Origin of the sequence: Nocardia sp. CWNU-33, from assembly GCF_046764895.1 — a bacterium.
Lineage (GTDB): Bacteria > Actinomycetota > Actinomycetes > Mycobacteriales > Mycobacteriaceae > Nocardia.
Map to the genome: position 1 here is coordinate 252942 of NZ_JBKOQN010000001.1, position 17494 is coordinate 270435.

The 17494-nt window shown below is 68.2% G+C and carries 7 protein-coding genes; 2 read left to right on the forward strand and 5 right to left on the reverse strand.

Annotation, left to right across the window (positions count from 1 at the left end; all coding sequences use genetic code 11):
* Positions 1–61: 61 nt before the first annotated feature.
* Positions 62–1042: an ABC transporter substrate-binding protein gene (locus ACLMAL_RS00725; protein ID WP_411997314.1), complete on the forward strand. Its 981-nt coding sequence runs from the start codon at positions 62–64 to the stop codon at positions 1040–1042.
* Between the two features lie 45 nt (positions 1043–1087).
* Positions 1088–2467, forward strand: a complete 1380-nt coding sequence (locus ACLMAL_RS00730; protein WP_411997315.1) for a SagB family peptide dehydrogenase — start codon at positions 1088–1090, stop codon at positions 2465–2467.
* A gap of 84 nt (positions 2468–2551) precedes the next feature.
* Here ACLMAL_RS00730 and ACLMAL_RS00735 read toward each other — a convergent pair whose 3' ends face one another.
* From ACLMAL_RS00735 to ACLMAL_RS00755, 5 genes are all read right to left on the reverse strand, one after another.
* Complete coding sequence (locus tag ACLMAL_RS00735; RefSeq protein WP_411997522.1) at positions 2552–6019, reverse strand: amino acid adenylation domain-containing protein; 3468 nt, start codon at positions 6017–6019, stop codon at positions 2552–2554.
* A gap of 408 nt (positions 6020–6427) precedes the next feature.
* Positions 6428–6655 carry a hypothetical protein gene (locus ACLMAL_RS00740; protein WP_411997316.1) on the reverse strand — a complete coding sequence of 76 codons (228 nt, stop codon included), beginning with the start codon at positions 6653–6655 and terminating at the stop codon, positions 6428–6430.
* Positions 6652–7749, reverse strand: a complete 1098-nt coding sequence (locus ACLMAL_RS00745) for an MAB_1171c family putative transporter (RefSeq protein WP_411997317.1) — start codon at positions 7747–7749, stop codon at positions 6652–6654. The genes ACLMAL_RS00740 and ACLMAL_RS00745 overlap by 4 nt, the downstream gene beginning before the upstream one ends.
* Before the next feature lie 123 nt (positions 7750–7872).
* Positions 7873–12405, reverse strand: coding sequence for an amino acid adenylation domain-containing protein (locus ACLMAL_RS00750; protein ID WP_411997318.1), 4533 nt, complete (start codon positions 12403–12405; stop codon positions 7873–7875).
* A complete protein-coding gene (locus ACLMAL_RS00755) occupies positions 12402–17486 on the reverse strand; it encodes an amino acid adenylation domain-containing protein (RefSeq protein ID WP_411997319.1) in 5085 nt (1694 codons plus the stop codon). The genes ACLMAL_RS00750 and ACLMAL_RS00755 overlap by 4 nt, the downstream gene beginning before the upstream one ends.
* Positions 17487–17494 lie beyond the last annotated feature (8 nt).

Genomic DNA, 17494 nt, shown 5'->3' on the forward strand with positions numbered 1-17494 from the left:
TATTGCTGGTGGCTCGAAGGAGTCGAGTCGGGGAAGTTCCTCGACGAAGGAGGGTTCAACGATGAAGTCTGTTCGAGCATCCCGCAGATGGGCGCGTGCAACGGTGGCCGTGCTTGCCGGGGCTCTCGCCCTCGGCATCACCGCATGCGGATCGTCGAGCGACGACAGCAGCTCGGACGGCCCCTCGGTCACCATCACCCACGCGCGCGGCGAGACCACCATCGAAGGCACCCCGAAAAAGGTTGTCACCCTCGGCAATCAGTGGCTGGACACCGCGCTGGCGCTCGGCGTGACCCCGGTCGGCTACATCGACAATGTCGCGGTCGCCTCCAAGAGCACACCGCCGTGGCAGCCGAAAATGTTGGAGTCCGCGAAGGCTTTGAATACCTCGGGCAACCTGGCCGAGCAGGTCGCCGCGCTGGAGCCCGATCTCATCCTGGTCGACACCTTCATCGCCGACCAGAAGACCTATGACGAGCTCTCGCGGGTCGCGCCGACTCTGCCCGGCCTGACCAAGGAGGCCGTCACGCCGTGGCAGGACCAGGTCAACGCGCTCGGTAAGGCACTGCGCAAGCAGGACGACGCGACCAAGGTGATCGCGAAGGTGGACGAGAAGATCGCTGCGATCACCACGGCGAACCCGGGTCTGAAGGGCAAGACCTTCGCGAGCACCTGGCTGGCCGGCCCCACGCAGCTGATGGTGCTGACCGACCCGAACGACGGCTCGTCCAAGGTGTTCAGCCAGCTCGGCCTGAGCATCCCCAAGAACCTTACCGACCATGCTGCCAACCAGGGCCGTCTCTCACTCTCGCCCGAACGCGTCGACGAGCTCACCGCCGATGTGCTGCTGGCCGGCTACTCCCCCGGACTGGACGAAAAGTACCGGCAGCTGCCCGGATACGCCGAGCTGCCGGCGGTGAAGAAGGGCTCCGTCGTATTCCTCACCACCCAGGAGATCAGCGCGGTGAACCAGCCGACCGCGCTTTCGGTGCCCTACATCCTCGACAAGCTCGAGCCTGCCTTCGCCGCAGTGGCGAAATAGGCAGCGTGTCAGTCCTATCGGTTCCACTAGCGGAGGTTCGCGGTTTTGCCCGCCGTCACATATCCCGACCAGACCAGATTCGCGCTGCGTGACGGTGTCACCTGCCTGACGACCCTGGCCGGCGCGGTGCTGCTGAATCCGCCGCGTAACGAGAAGCTGACCGGCCTGGCCGCCGGTCAGCTCCAGGCGCTCGAGACGCTGAACCGGGGACCGGCGACGGTGTCGGAGATGTCGGCGGCCGCGGGCGGAGACGACGTCGCCGGGCTGATGGACCGGCTCGCCGACGCCGGCTGGCTGTCGGTCACCGTGCGGGACGGCGGACGCGACCTCTACACCATCCGCCCGTTCGGACAGCCTGCGCCGCGACCGACGACTCCTCTCTCGTGGTCGGCGACGCTGTCGAAATTCGCGGTGCTGCACCGGGATTCCGAAGGCTTCGTGCTAGAGCACCCGCGGGCGTGGTGCGATCTGCGCATCCACGATCCACGACTGCTCGCATTGCTGGACGGACCGGGCGCGGCCGACGCGAATCTGCCTGTCGCCGTGAAATCGCAGTTCGCCGAGGATCTGCACTGGTGCGGATTCCTGGTGCCGGACGCGGACGCGGAGGACCGCGAATTCAGCACGCGTAGTTGGAGTCTGCCCGACCTGTGGTTCCACCGGCGCAGCACGCTCGGCGAGCGCACCGTCACCTGGGAGCATTTCGGCCCGACCAAGTGGGCGAAGGGACAGTTCCCGCAGCCGCCCGCGCGCAAGGCCAGCTATCCGGGCGAGGCGGTGGCGCTGAGGGTCCCGGATCTGGCGGTGACGCGGGCCGAGGATCCGACGCTGACGGCCGTCTTGGAGGACCGGGTTTCGACCAGGGCCTTCGACGATGCGCACCCGATCACCATCGACCAACTGGCCGAATTGCTGTACCGCACAGCCAGAACCCGCAGCACCCAGCCCGTGGGCGAGGGTGAGGAATTGGTCTCACGGCCGTACCCGTCGGGCGGCAGCGTCTACGAACTCGAGCTCTACCCGGTGGTGCGCAATGTCGACGGACTGACACCGGGGATGTATCACTACGACTCGTTCGAGCATGTGCTGCGCCCCGTCGCCGCGGCGGATTCGCCTGCGGTGACGCGACTCTTGAAGTCCACGTCGGCAACGTTGGCCCAGGGCGCCGAGCCCCAGGTACTCATGGTCATGGCGGCCCGTTCCGGCCGGGTGATGTGGGCCTACGAGCAGGTCGCCTATGCCAACATCCTCAAGCACGTCGGCGTCCTGATGCAGACGATCTACCTGACGGTGACCGCCATGGGGTTGGGCACGTGTGCCCAAGGTTTCGGCGACACAGCGGCTTTCGCGGCCGCCACGGGCGTGGACGAGTTGGCGGAGTGCAGCGTCGGCAGCATGATCATCGGTTCCCCGGCGCCGCGCTGAATCGCCGCGAATCCAGTAGGACTACAACGAACGAGGTCCCAGCGCCCAGGCGCTGGGACCTCGTTTGTTTGTCGTGCAACAGCCTCAGAGCTGGGCAAGAACCTCCTCGTCGCTCATGGCCGCGATATCCAGGTACAACCGCGCGACCGCGGCCAGTCGATCCGGCTCACCACTCCCGGCTTCCCGATCCACCAAACGAGTGGCGAGTCCGGCAACGGTGCGGGCCGCAAAGATGTCCGCAACCAGCGCGTGATCGACATCGAGCCATTCGCGCACCCGGGCAATAACTGTGGTGGCAAGCACCGAATCACCTCCGAGCCCGAAGAAGTCGTCGTGCACCCCCACCGAATCGACGCCGAGTACCCCGGCGACAATATCGACCAACGCCGCCTCGATGTCATTGCCCGGGACGCCGACATGGGTATCTGCGGCGTCGGGTTCGAGCAGCGCTACCACCGCCCGCCGGTCCAGCTTGGCGTTGGCGGTCAGCGGCATCTGCTCGAGGAATTCAATCCTGGTCGGAATCATGTAGCCCGGCAACAGATCCGACATAGCGGTGGTGATATCACCGATCTCGTCCGGATCACCCGCGATCGCGGCGACCAGCTTGGGCGCGCCCGTACCGACGACCGCCGCAACGGCATGCCGGACTCCGGGCACAGTGCGCATTGCGCTCTCCACCTCGCCCAGCTCGACCCGGTAGCCGCGGATCTGCACCTGATGATCGGCGCGGCCGAGGAATTCGACGGTACCGTCGGGCCAGTACCTGGCCATGTCGCCGGTCTTGTACCAGCGGACACCTTCGAATTCGACGAATCGCTGCGCGGTTCGCTCCGGATCATTGCGGTAGCCAGTGGCCACATTCGCACCGCCGACCCAGAGTTCACCGGGCACCCAATCCGGGCAGTCCCGACCCGACGGCGCGACGACCCGGCATCGGACGTTGCGCAGCGGAACACCGAACGGCACCGTCACCCAGTGCGCGGGGGGTGCACCGACGAACTCGCAGACGGTGCTGTGAATCGCGGTCTCGGTCGCGCCACCCAGTCCGGAGAATCGGCAGCCCGGCACCTGGCGGGCCAACCGGCGAGCCAGATCGGCGCCGACCCAATCACCGCCGAGAATGACCGCGCGCAGTGAGTCACTCAGGTTGTCCCCACCGATCTGCAGGATTGTGTCCAGCATGCTCGGCACACAGTTGATGATCGAAACCTGGTGGCGGCGAAGTAGTTCCACCCATGTGGTCGGCTCGACACGCTGGTGCGGATCGACGGCGACCACCGCGCCACCCACCGAGAGCAAGCCGAAGATGTCATAGACCGAGAGATCGAATTCCAGCGCGGACAACCCGAAGGACCGATCGGCACTGCCCACATCGAACCAATCGTTGATCGCATCGATAATATTCATCGCCGCGCGGTGCGGGACCTCGACACCCTTGGGCACGCCGGTCGAGCCGGAGGTGAAAAGCACGTAGGCAATCTGTTCGGTATCCGGACAGACCGGCCCATCGAGCGGTCGCGGATATGTACCGGCCACGCCGATCGGCACGCACGGAATGGGCACGCCTATATCGGCGCCCGCGACCACGAGCGCGGCGACAACCTCACCGGTGCGCAAGATCTCGGCGCGGCGACCGACCGGCTGATCGAATCCGATCGGCACATAGGTCGCACCGACAGCGAGTACGCCGAGCACGGCCAAAATCTGGTCCGGCCCCTTGGGCAGCTGAACAGCGACTGCGTCACCGGGGCGCACCCCCTCGGCGTGCAGGGCGCCCGCGACCGCAAGCGCTCGCGCGGCCAGTTCCCCGTAGCTCCATGCGCCCGCGCCGTCGCCGAGCCCCCACACCACTGCGGGAAGATCGGCATCGGCATCGGCCGCGGCGTGCTCGAAGAAGCCCTGGTGCAGGCAGCGTCCGCTGACCGGTCCGTCCGTCGCGTTGACCGCGCCACGCACCTCGGCCTGGGCGACCGGCAGCCGCACCGCGGCCTCCGCGTTCCAGCCCGCTTCTCCGTCGGCCAGCCGGGCGATCGCCTGGGTGTACCGGCCGAACATGGCGTCGATCACGCCTTCCGGAAACGCCGATTCGCGGACGTCCCAGTTGAGCAGCAGGCCGCCGCGGACCTCGGTCACCTGGGCGTCCAGCAGCACCTGCGGCCCCTGCGAGATGATCCACACCGGATCGCCGAAGGTCTCGGTGACCTTGTCTGCGAACAGTTCGCCGAGGTTCAGCGCGCTGGTGTAGACAATCGGGGCCAGCACCGGCTCACCCCGGTGCCTGCCCAGATCACGTAGCACCTCGAGCCCGGAATACGCAGTGTGCGCACCACTTTCGTGCATGCTCCGCTGCAGCGCACGGGCCCGGTCGGCTACCGACATGTTCTCGGTGACATCGACTTCGAGCATGATCGAGGAGGTGAAGTCGCCGATCACGCGGTCGATATCGGGATGCACCGGTTCGCGGTGGAACAGTGGCACATTCAGCAGGAACCGGCTCTGCGCCGACCAGCCACCGATGGTTTCGGCGAAGACCGCCGCCAGCGCCATGGCCGGGGTGATGCCACGCTCGTGTGCGGCGGCGAGCAGGCGCTGCTTGGCCTCCGGCGCGAGCCAGTGGTCGTAGCGAACGGTGCGGTGCGGGGCGATGCGCTCGCCGACCGGGACGGTCGGCAGCTCGGGTGCGCCCGGCAGCTCGGACAGCCGCCGCTGCCACCACTGCCGGTCGCGCTCGCGTGCTGTGGTGTCTTCCTGGCGTTCGGTGCGGTAGCGCCGGAAACTGTAGCCCGGAACCTGCGGCGTCGCACCGTGATACAACTCGGCCAGGTCGGAGATCAGCAGGCGGTAGCTCATTGCGTCGCCCGCCAGCATGTCGACATCCAGGTGCAGCCGGGTGCGGTTGGCATCGCGCAGAGTGAGCGTGATGTCGACGACCTGGCCATCCTCGATGGCGAGGCGCTGATGGGTCTTCTGATCGCGCAGTTCGGCCAGCACAGCCTCGGCCGCCTCGGGCTCGTGTTCACGCAGGTCTACGACCGAAAACACGGGCCTACCCGGCGCGGGCATGGCCTGCTGGGTGCCGTCCGGCAGGAATCGGGTGCGCAACATCGGGTGCGCCGTAAGCAATTCGGCCACAGCCCGCTCCAGCCGCTCCGGATCGATTCGACCGCCGTCGAATTCGACATAGAGGTGGGCCGCGACACCGCCGAGCTCCTGCTCGTCGGAACGGCCGATCCAGTACGCGTGCTGCATGCCCGCCAGCGGGAAGGGATCCTGCTCGCCGACCGTGGACGCGGCGACCTCGGCAATCGACTCGGGCGCAGGATCGGCCACCTCGCCCGCGCCGAGCAAACCATGCCATGACGCCACCGTCGGACTCGCCGCGAGCTGGGCGAAATTGATATCGACCCCACGCTTGCGCCAGCCACCGGCCAGCTTCATGGTGCGGATCGAGTCCAGACCCAACTGGATGAGGTCGTCGTGATCAGAGATATCCCCTGCGCCGAGCCCGATCTGACTCGCCACCGCGGCCCGGATCTCCTCCTTGTCGATCCCCGCCGTGCCGATTCCCCCAGCGCCGTTCCCCCGCTGCTGTGCCGACTCCACTCCGCTAACACTCCTTGTCTGCCGCCGCATCCGGCGGATCGAGACTGCTGAGGGGTAGCTTAGCCTACAAAATAGGGTTGCCTAACCTTCATAAGGTAACCCTATTCTCGATACGCGCGCGCTCGCCGCACAGCGCACCATCGCCCGTGACCTGGCCGGGGCCATTCCCGTGCCAAACACCACCAGGTGATCGAACTCGGCAGCGACATCCCGGCTGCCGGCAAATTACGTTCCGCGCCAACGAACCCACAGATGCACTGCCCCCGAGGATTTGACGTACACAGCGCGGGCCATCTGCGTGGCATACGCTCCGTATGTGCCGTTCTAATAGCTCACCCGCCGGGACGTATTGCCTCAGGTGCTGGAGTGCGTCCTGGATTTCGATGAGCATCCGATGAGCTCGGCGTACTCGGTGCCTGCGCCGGATTCCTCGAAACCCGCGCCGACCGCCGCCCAGGTCAGGGCCCGGTTGACCAGGCGGTCCGGGAAGGTCTCGTCGACGAGCAACCACCTTGCGCCGGTGACGATGCCGACGAAGGATATGACCGGTACGGTCAGCCACAGTGGCGCAAGCGAGTTCACCGACTCGGGACCCCGTGATCGCGGACCGCCACACTCGCACGCTGCCACTCGCGCGACAGGGCAAGAAGGTGGCCGATGTCGGTGGACAGATCGCCACCGACGGCGTGGAAAACTCCGAATGCGGGAGCGGAACCGCTCGGCACCGCACCGCCGGCCTTCTCGTTTGCTGCATGGGCGAGCAGCCGGGCGTAGTCCGAGATGCTTGCATTCTCGTGTCTGATTTCCGGCGGTGCGTACTGCCGCAGGTGCAGCAGGGCGTCTCGGATCTCGACGATCATTCGATACAACCGAGTGCTCGGCTCGAGCTGTCCGGTGTCGGCGGACCGCAGCGCTATCTCCGGCATGGTGTCGGTGAGGTCGCGCCACAGGGGGTGCAGCGCACGCAAGTCCCGACCGGTGCGATCCAAGCCGAGCCGTACCAGGCCCAGATTCAACAGCGGTACTGCCGTCACGGTCGCAACCAGGAGACCGAATCCGCAGGACAGCGCACCCCATTGCGCCGCAGGACCGACAGGTGCCACCCGGTCGCCGAGTTGCAGCAGGCTCAGCGCCGCAGCATAGAACCAGCCGATCGCGAGCGTCAGCAGACCGCCATAGGCGAACACCTCGCGCACGCCGCGCTGGATGCGTAACTCCCGCAAGCACGCTCGCGTCAGGAGTATGCCTGCCGCGACCGTGGGCAGATTGAAGATTGTCCAGTAGACGATCGCAGGTAACCAGAAGCCCGGCCAGGTGTGGTCCTCCGGCAGACCGATCAACACGACCACGCAGCCCGCGAGCGCGGCGGTGAGGTCGTAGCGCCACTGCCGGTGCTCGGCGATTGTCGGGTCGGCGCCGCCGAACAGTCGAGCGAGGCCGTACAGATTCGCCAGCGTCAACGGACAGACAGCCAGAAAGATCAGGTGAGCCACGGCGTGTGCGCCGCACGCAAATCCGGCCTGGGCGATGAACATGGCGATGCTCAGCCAGGCCAGCGCGCGGTTGATCAGTCGGTTCGCCACCGTGTCGTGCAGGAGTATCCAGCGCGCCACGGCGACTCCGCAGACTGCTGCGACCCCGAGGATCACGAGCCACGTCGGCGCCGGCCTGTACATCGGGCGCCCCCACACAGATTGCTCGGACTGATCGGTGTGGTCCGATTCTATGTCATCGAGGAAACCGCCGGCGCCCTTCCGGCCCTGCGGCGCATGCCGAAGGGCCGGTCGAACACCCGGGGATCAGTGTTCGAGGGCGGCAGCCAACGCGGCGATGCTGCGCTGCCAGAGGTGGGTCAGGCGGTTGGCCTCCGCGGCTGTGAACAGGGCATCGCTCCAACGCCAGTTGGTGCGCAGTTGCGGACCGTCCGGCGTGGTTCCGATGGCCGCGATGACGTCGAGGGCGTAGCGCAGCGGCAGGTCCGGTTCCGGGTCGAGCGGGAGCGCCGCGTTGCGCGGGCCGGTTAGCAGCGACCATGGTTGGCCAGTACTGCCGCTGAGGTCGACCCGGCCCAGGTAGTTGAACTCGACCTGAGGTTCGGGGGCGGTCAACAGTTCCGGCGTGTGGTTGAGGTAGCGGAGCAGGCCGTAGTCCAGGCCCTGCTGCGGAATCGCGCTGAGGTGCGCGGTCACCGAATCCAACAGCGCCCGTGCGGCGTTCGGATCCGCCTCGGCGCGGGCCACATCGATCGCCGCCGCGCCCACACCGAGCCGGACCGGGAACACGCTGGTGAACCAGCCGAGGGTGTTCGCGGTGTCGGTGTCGAGGACGGCGTCGGCGCGACCGTGGCTCTCCAATGCGATGAGCGCACCGGAGGTCGGATCCTGCTTGCGCTCTCGCCGCCACGCGGCCAGCGTCATGGCCAGCGCGGCAAGCAGGAATTCGCGGACGCCCTCCTCCTTGGTCAGGGTGGCGAGCACGCGCTTGGTGACCTCGACCGACGTTACCGCGCAGGTAACCCGCAGCGAGGACCAAGTGTCGACGGCCGGGACCGGATGCCGGGCGCCGAGCGCAGGATCCGGATCTCGGACCTGCCCGGCCCAATAGTCGCGCTGAGCAAGCACTTCCGGCTCTGCGGCCCGCTGCCACATCAGCTGCGACCAGCGGCGGTAGGAGGTGGACTCCGGCAACGTCTTCGGAGCGGCACCGGATTCGACCGCCTGCCACGCCTCGGCCGAACCGCCGAGCATGATGTGCCAGGAGACGACGTCGACCGCCAGGTGATGCACCGCCAGCAATAGGATGTCGCCCTGCTCTACGCCGGTGAACCAGACGGCCCGGATCATGTCGCCCGTGCGCGGGTCTATCTCGTCGGTCACCCGGCGCGCAGAATCCGCTATGGCCGTATCGATCTCGGCATCCGTAGCACCCGCCAGATCGACTCTGGTCAGTAGATCGGCGGCGCGGACGGTGCCGGGTTCGCGAGTGACCAGACGCGGCCCGTCCGGGGTGTCCACCAGCCTCGACCGCAGCGTGTCATGCCCGTCGAGCAATGCCTGGAGCACGGATTCGGTTACCGCACGGTCTATTCCGGCGGGCACCTGGAGCAGCGCGGTCTGGGTGAAGCGGCGGAAGTTGCCGTGCTCGTACATCCAGGAGACGATGGGCAGCGGCAACACCTCGCCGTAGTCGCCGCCGTCGGCGGGTCCGGCGACGACCGCCGCGGTGTCGACTGCGGCGGCGAGTTCGCGGATGGTCGGGGTGGCCAGCACCATGCGTGGGCGCAGCACGATGCCACGCCTGCGGGCCTTGTTCACCAGTGAGATGGCGACAATACTGTCCACGCCGAGCGCGAAGAAATCGTCGTCGATGCCCGGGACCTGGCCGTCGAACAGCTCGGCGAAGACCTCGCACAGGCTGCGCTCGGTATCGGTGGTCGCGGCCATGGCGCTTGTGGTCGCACTACCGGACAACGCCTGCTCGGCCAATCGGTCCAGTGCGTGGCCGTCAAGTTTGCCGTTCGCGTTCACCGGCAGATCGGCGAGCACGACGATCCGGGCCGGAACCATATACGCGGGCAAGCGTTCCGAGAGGGCAGCACGCAACCCACAGGCTTCGCCGCCTCGATCTGCTCGGCAGACGACGAATCCGACGAGACTCGCGCCGGCTGCGCGGCGCACCACGGTGACTGCGGCGGTGTCGACGCCGGGCAGCCTCCGCAGTGCGGTCTCGATCTCGCCGATCTCGATGCGGTAGCCGCGGATCTTCACCTGGGCATCGGCGCGGCCGAGGTAGGCGAAGCCACCGTGCGTGAGCCGTCGCACCAGGTCACCCGTGCGGTACATGCGCTGTCCTGGCCGGAACGGGTCGGCCACGAAACGGTCGGTGGTGACGGCGGGCTTGCCGATGTAGCCGCGCGCCAACTGCGGGCCGGACAGGTACAGCTCCCCGACCACGCCGTGCGGCACCGGCCGCAGCATGGAATCGAAGACGTAGCCGGACATTCCGGCGTTCGGAATGCCGATCGTCGGCGTCGCGAAATCCCCGACGGGGGCGACCACGGCCTCGACGGTTGTCTCCGTCGGCCCGTAGCAGTTGTAGACGGCGGTGCCCGACAGCGCCCGCAGCCGCGCCCACAGCGCGGTATCGATCGCCTCGCCACCCAGTGCCAGCACCGGCAACTCGCGCTCGAGCAGCCCGGCCGCGGTGAGCTGCGCGAGCATCGAGGGCGTGGTGTCGATCATGTCGACGGCATGCTCGGCGATGCCTTCGACCAGGCGGTGCGCATCACGCATCTCCTCCGCGTCGAACAGGTGCAGCGCCTGGCCTCCCAGGAAACCCACCATTGGCTGCCAGGAGGCGTCAAAGCTCAGCGACCAGGCGTGCGCGATGCGCAGCGAGCGGCCGAGCCGGGCCACGGCCGGACGATAGAAACGGTCGCGGTGATCGGCGAAATAGCTGTTCACCGCCGCGTTCGTGCCCGCCACGCCCTTCGGTTCACCGGTCGATCCGGAGGTGAAGATCAGGTAGGCGCAGTGCTCCGGGTGTCGAGCCACCGTGGGTGCGACCGGTTCGCGTCGCGAAATGCGTTCGGCTACGGCGGGATCGTCGAGTACGAGTGCGGACAGCGCGGGAATGATCTGCCCGCGGCAGCTGCCGACGGTGAGGGCAAGCACCGGCCGCGCTTGGCGCAGAATGGATTCGATCCGAGCAGCGGGCAACGAGATATCCACCGGGACGTAGGCGCCGCCCGCGCCCAACACGGCGAGGATCGCGATGATCGACTGTGCAGAACGCGGCAGCACCAGAGCCACTACGGTTTCCGGACCGACGCCGTGTTCGGTCAGCTCCGCGGCCAATCTGCAGGCCTCGCCGTGCAGACCGGCGTAGGTGTAGCGCTCCCCCGCGGTGGTGGTCAGCGCCGGCGCATCCGGCGTGGCCAGGACCTGCCGCTCGAACAACTCCCACACTGTGGCCATGTTCGGAGCTTCTGCCGTTGCGGCGGTTCGGAATTCGATGTGCTCCGCCGCAGTGAGGATATCCAGGCCGTCCGGGGTAGCGTCGCCGATCTCGGGCAGTTGCCGCAGCACCGCGCACATCCACTCGCCGATTTCCGCGGCCGAGAAATGCGGCAGCGCTTCGGGAATGGCCTCGATCAGCACAAGCAGATCGCCGTCGCTCAAATGCGACACCACCGTCAGTGGATAGTGCGCGAGGCTTTCCATCTCGATCGGCCGGAAGCGTGCGCCATCGGGCGCGGTGACCTCGCGGATGGCATCGTCGATGGGCGCGTTCTCGAAGACGAAGAGCGTGTCGAACAGCGCTCCGTACCCGGCCGCACGCTGCACTGCCGAAAGGCTCAGATAGCCGATATCGCGCATGGCGGCCGATTCCCGCTGCAGCCGCGCGCACTGCTCCAGCACGGTGGCCGTGCGATCCAGATGGTGGACCACCGGCACCGTGTTGATGAATAGCCCGACCATGCCCTCCACCCCGGCAAGCTGCTCGGGCCGACCGGAAATGATGGTGCCGAAGACGATGTCGCGACGGTCGGTGAGCCTGCCGAGCAGCACGGTCCAGGCGAACTGAACCACGGTGTTCAAGGTCAGCCCATGCCCGCGCGCCCACTGCTGCAGGCGTGTGGTCTCCGCCGCGTCCAGGCGCACTGCAGTCTTCTCGGGCACTGTGCCCCGGGCGGCGGTAGCGCCGTCGGCGATCATCAGCGGACCACTGAGCCCGCCCAGGTACCGGGCCCACTCGGCGGTGGTGGCCGCGGTGTCCTGCGCGCCGAGCCAGCCGATGTAGTCGCGGTACGGACGCGGGTTCGGCAGGCCGTCCCGCGAACCACCCGCCTGGTAGACCGCGAGCAGTTCGGTGTAGAACACCGCGACCGCCCAGCCGTCCATCAGGATGTGATGCACGGTGAGAATCATCCGGCGCATCGACTCGCCCGGCACCGCGAGCAGCACGACGCGCAGGGCCGGGCCCCGGCTCAGGTCGAATGGGCGGCGGCGCTCCGACTCCGCGATCGCGTCGAATTCGGTGGGCCGCGCGGTTCTTTCGGACCACGGCATCTCGGCGTGCGCGGGCACGATCTGCACCGGCTTGGGCACGTCGCGATCCCAGAACGCGGCGCGCAGGTTTGGATGCCGGTCCAGCATGGCCTGCGCGCTTCGGCGCAGCAGCTCGACGTTCAGCGGGCCGTCGATGTCCACCACGAACTGCATGGTGTAGAGATCGATGCCGTTCCCGCTCATCCGGGACAGTGAGAACAATCCCTCCTGCAGCGGGCTGAGCGCAAGGATGTCCTCGATCTGCGGCGGAGCGGCGGTCACGACTGCGCCTGCCAGGAGGCGGTGAGCGCGGCCAGGGCGTCGGCATCCAGGCCGGACGCGCTCATCGGCGCGTGTTCCTGCTGGGCCGCAGCTTCCGAATTCGACTCGGCCGCAGGCTGATCCGCGGCCGCATCGACCGCGGCGGCCAGCTCGGCCACCGTAATGTATTCGAAGACCAACTGCGGGGTAAGCGCCAGGCCCAGCGCGGCGGCCCGGGCCGACCACTGGATGGAGATCACACTGTCGCCGCCGAGCGCGAAGAAATTGTCGTCGGGATCCACATCGGTGATGTCGAGGAGCTCCTCCAGCAGCGCGATCAGCGTGCGCTCGGTCTCTGCCGAGCCGCCGGTGGCACTCCGCGGAGGATCCTCGGCCGCCGCGACCGGTGGCGCCAGCAGCCGTTCCAGGTCGGCGACCGGCAGCACCTCGAGCTCGGTTACGGTGCGATCCGGTGCGGTGGCGTACGCGTCCAGGGTCGCCGCCAGCGCGTCGGCGATGAGCCGGGCGGTCGCCGGATCGTAGAGATCGGCGTTGACCACGACCCGCACGTCCACGCCGCCGTCGGCGGTCACATTCAGACTTAGGTTCAGGTCGAGGAACGAGATGTCGAAGTCGACCGGCAGCACCGACACCGTCGTCGCGCCCGCCACGGTGAGCTCGCGCGGACGCGGCGCCCAGTCCGCACCTCGAAAGTGGATCATGCTCTGGAACAGCGGATTCCGGGACCGCGAGCGCGCCGGGTTGAGCGCTTCCACCAGTCGCTCGATGGGCAGCTCCTGGTGTCCGTGGGCGTCCAGCACCACATCGCGGCTGCGCGCGATCGTGTCGCCGAGGGTCGGATCCCCGGACAGATCGTTGCGCAGCACGAGCATGTTGGCGAACAGCCCGAACATGGCGCCGGTGGCCGGTTCGACCCGGGACGCGACCGGGGTGCCCAACGCGATGTCGGTACCGCCGCCGAGCTTGTGCAGCAGGGTCGCGACCACGGCCTGGTAGACCATGAATTCGCTGACGCCGCGCTGTTCAGCGAGCGCCTTGAGGCCGTCGCGGCGGGCCGCGGGCAGGGTGAAGGTCGCCAGCTCGCCACGCTTGCCGAGCACCCGGGGGCGCGGCCGATCCGGCGCCACCGAGATCTCGTCGGGCAGCCCGGCGAGCACACCGCGCCAGTGCTCCAGCTCGGCCCGGCCGAACGGACTCGGCGCGCCGGTATGGCCCGGGTCGAACGTATCCCGTTGCCACAGTGCGTAATCCGTGAACTGTATCGGCAGCGGCGCCCATTGCGGCGCCTGCCCCTCGGACCGTGCCCGGAAGGCCGCGATCAGATCGTCAAGGAAGATGCCGAGGGACGCGTGGTCGGCGACGATGTGGTGCACCAGCAGCGACAGCACATGTGTCCGCGGGTCGAGCACCAGCAGAGTCGGGCGGATCAGCGGCTCGGACTCGACCACGAACGGGTAGCCGCGCAGCCGGGCCAGCTCCGCGTCGAGGTCGTCCGGCATGGTTGCTACGATCCGCAGCGGCACCTCCAGCTCCGGATGCACGAGCTGGTACGGAACACCGTCCTGCTCCGGGAAATTGGTGCGCAGCGCCTCGTGCCGGGCCACCACGTCGTTGATCGCGGCAGCCAGCGCGGGCGCGTCCAGCGGGCCGTCGAACCGCATCGCGAACGGCAGGTTGCCGACCTCGCTCGCGCCCTCCATCCGATACTGGAACCATATGGCCAGCTGCGAGTAGGACAGCGGAATCCGTTCGGGGCGTGAGGCTTCGGTGAGCGGCGGGCGCTGCGACACCGGCCCTGCGGCGGGCGCTGGTTCGGTCTCGGCGAGTTCGTCGGAGTCCATCGCGTCGAGGTCGATGCCGAACTCGTCGCGGAACTGGGCGACCAGCCGGGCCGCGAGCTTGGCCGGTGCCGGGGTGTCGAAGATGACGCGCACGTCCAGCTCGACGCCGAATTCGGCCCGGATCTGCGCGACCAGCCGGGCCGCGAGCAGCGAGTGACCGCCGAGTTCGAAGAACGAGTCGTCGGCGCCGACCCGCTCCAGCGTGAACAACTGGGCGTAGATCGCGCACATCCGGCGCTCGGTCGCCGTCGCGGGCTCGCGGTAGCTGCGCGCCACGGCGGGGGTCGGCGCGGGCAGCGCCCGCTTATCGAGCTTGCCGTTGACGGTCAGCGGGATCTCCGGGATGACCGCGAAAGCACTGGGCACCATGTACTCCGGCAGCACCGCCACCGCGTGCTCCCGGACCTGCTCCAGATCGACTTCGGCGGAACCGCTTTCACCGGTAGCGGGCACCACGTAGGCGGCCAGCATGGGTCCGACGGCGGGGTCCTCGGCGGCGATCACGACGCAGTGCCCGACCGTGGGATGGGTCGCGATTGCGGCCTCGACCTCGCCGAGCTCGATCCGGAAGCCGCGCACCTTGACCTGCTCGTCGGCGCGTCCGACGAACTCCAGCTCACCGAAGGCATTGCGGCGCACCAGGTCTCCGGAACGGTACAGCCGCTCCCCGGGGTTGAACGGATCGGCGACGAAGCGCTGGGCGCTCAGCGCCGCGCGCCCCAGGTAGCCGCGGGCCAGCTGGGCGCCGCCCAGGTAGAGCTCACCGACCACCCCGGCGGGCACCAGCTGCAGCGCGTCGTCCAGCACGTAGGTGTAGACATTGCGGTTCGGAATGCCGATAGGCACCACGCCGGTGCCCTGCGGTCCCTCGACCGGCATGTGGGTCGAGCAGACCACCGCCTCGGTCGGACCGTAGTGGTTGCGCAGTTCCGCGTCGAAGATCCCGGCGAACTTGTCGGCCACCTCGCCGGGCAGCGCCTCACCGCCCACCGGAACATGCCGCAGCGCACGCCATTCGCTCACCTCCGGCAGTAGCAGGAAGGTGCTCAGCATGGACGGCACCATGTGCAGCACGGTGACGCCGCGGCGGGTGATCAGGTCGGCGACGTAGCGGATGTCACGGAACGCGTCCGGCTTCGGCACGATCAGCCGCGCGCCGAGACCGAGGGTGACGAAAATGTCCAGCAACGAGGCGTCGAAACTCACCGAGGACGACTGCAGCAGCCGATCCTGCTCGGTCATCCCCCATTCGGCGATGAAGCCCTCGATGTGCTCGGCAATCGCGTGGTGCGGCACCGGGACACCCTTGGGCTTGCCGGTGGAGCCGGAGGTGTAGATAACGTAGGCGAGATGCCCGGGCAGCAGCGGTCGCAGCCGGTCGGCATCAGTAGGTGCGGCGGTCGGCAGGTCGGCGGCGGCCGATTCGGCGGCGTCCAGCTCCACCCGGCCGAGCACCAGGCGGGGCCGGGCGTCTTCGACCAGGTAATCGATGCGGTCGGCAGGGTAGGCGGGGTCTATCGGCAGGTAGGCCGCGCCGGCCTTCATGACGCCGAGCAGCGCGACGATGAATTCGATCGAGGTGCTCATGCGCAGCCCGACGATGTCCTCGGCGCCGATGCCCTGGCCGATCAACCAGTGCGCCAGGCGGTTCGCGCGCCGGTGCAACTGCGTGTAAGTCAGCTCGGCGTTGTCGGAGACCAGCGCGAGGGTGTCCGGCCGATCCGCCGCGGCCGATTCCAGCAGCGCGACCATGGTGGTCGCGGGCGCGGGCACGAGCTCGCCGCGCGACTGCTCCAGGATGGTAGCGCGGTCGGCAGCGCCGAGCATGTCGAGATCGGCCAGCCTGCAGACGGGTTCGGCCAGCGCGCTGTCCAGCAGCTGTATGTAGTGCGCGAGCAGTTGCTCGACGAGCGGTTCGGCGAGCACGTCGGTCTGGTACTCGATTTCGAGCAGGGCGCCCGCCGGATCGAGCACTACGGCCAGCGCCAGCGGCACCTGCGCGGTCGGCGCGCCGAGCTCCAGCGCCCGCGCGGTAACGCCGTCCAGGGCGAATCCGTCGGCGCTCTTGCGCACGCTGAACCCGAGGCGGACCAGCTGATCCATGCCGTCCCGGCCCGCAATCCGCTCCGGATTCAACTCGCGGACAACGCGATCGATGCCGACATCCTGGTGCGCGAAGCCACCGAGGCAGGTTTCGCGCACCGCGTCGACGAAGGTAGCGAACGTGTCGGCGGGACGTACGGTGGCACGCAGCAGCAGGGTGTTGCCGAAGTAGCCGATGAGGCGCTCGGCTGCGGCGCGGCGCGCGGTGACCGGGATGGAGACCAGGAAATCCGGTGCGGCGGTATATCGGTGGATCAATGCGTCGAACGCGGCCAGCAGGACCATGAAGGGGGTCGCGGACCGCTCGCGGGCGAATGCGTCCACCCGGGCGACAAGTTCGGCGGGCAGCGTGCGGGTGCGGCGCTCGGCCTGCTTGGACGGCGTGGCGGCAGCCGAGCCGGGGAGCTCCAGCTGCTCGGGCAGCGGGCGCAGCGTGGAACGCCAGTAGTCGATATCGGCATCCGCGGGTTCGGCCGGTCCGTCGAGCACCTCGACAGCGACGAATCGACCGGTGTCGCTCGCACTCCCACGCCCGTTGTAAGCCGCGTTCAGCTCGGTGAAGAACACCGCCCATGAGTCGTCGTCCCAGCAGATGTGGTGCACGACCAGCACCAGCACGAACTCCGCTATGCCGGTACGCGCCAGCGTGATGCGCAGCGGCAACTCGGCGGCCAGGTCGAAGGGCCTGCCGAACTCGCGCCGGGCCAGCACCTCGATCCGCCGCTCGCGGCCCGGTTCGGGCAGATCCGTCAGATCGTGGGACTGCCAGTCGATCTCCGAGGTCTCCTGGAACACCTGGTACGGCTCTCCCTCGGCGTCGACACCGTAGGTGGTGCGCAGGATGTCGTGCCTGGCGACCACGCCGTTGACGGCGGCGCGCAGCCGGGCCTCGTCCAGCGCCCCGGTCAGCCGGTAGGACACGCAGATATTGAGGGTGGTGTCCGCGGCGTCCCTGGTCTGCAGGAACCACATCCGGCGCTGGCCCGCGGAGAGCGGGTAGCGCTCGCCTGCGCGGACCTGCGGGACCGGGCTCGCGGCGGAATCAGCTGTGGCCAGCCCGCTTTCGCGCAGGCGCTGCTGCATGAGCAGCTTGCGGCGGTCGAGCACGGAGAGGTTCGTGCCATCGGTGTGCGACATGAATCTGC

What these genes read in the sequence shown, in the direction of transcription:
- ACLMAL_RS00725 (WP_411997314.1), top strand. Translation starts at nt 62, where the DNA reads ATGAAGTCTGTTCGAGCATCCCGCAGATGGGCGCGTGCAACGGTGGCC.
- ACLMAL_RS00755 (WP_411997319.1), bottom strand. Translation starts at nt 17,486, where the DNA reads ATGTCGCACACCGATGGCACGAACCTCTCCGTGCTCGACCGCCGCAAG.
- ACLMAL_RS00745 (WP_411997317.1), bottom strand. Translation starts at nt 7,749, where the DNA reads ATGTACAGGCCGGCGCCGACGTGGCTCGTGATCCTCGGGGTCGCAGCA.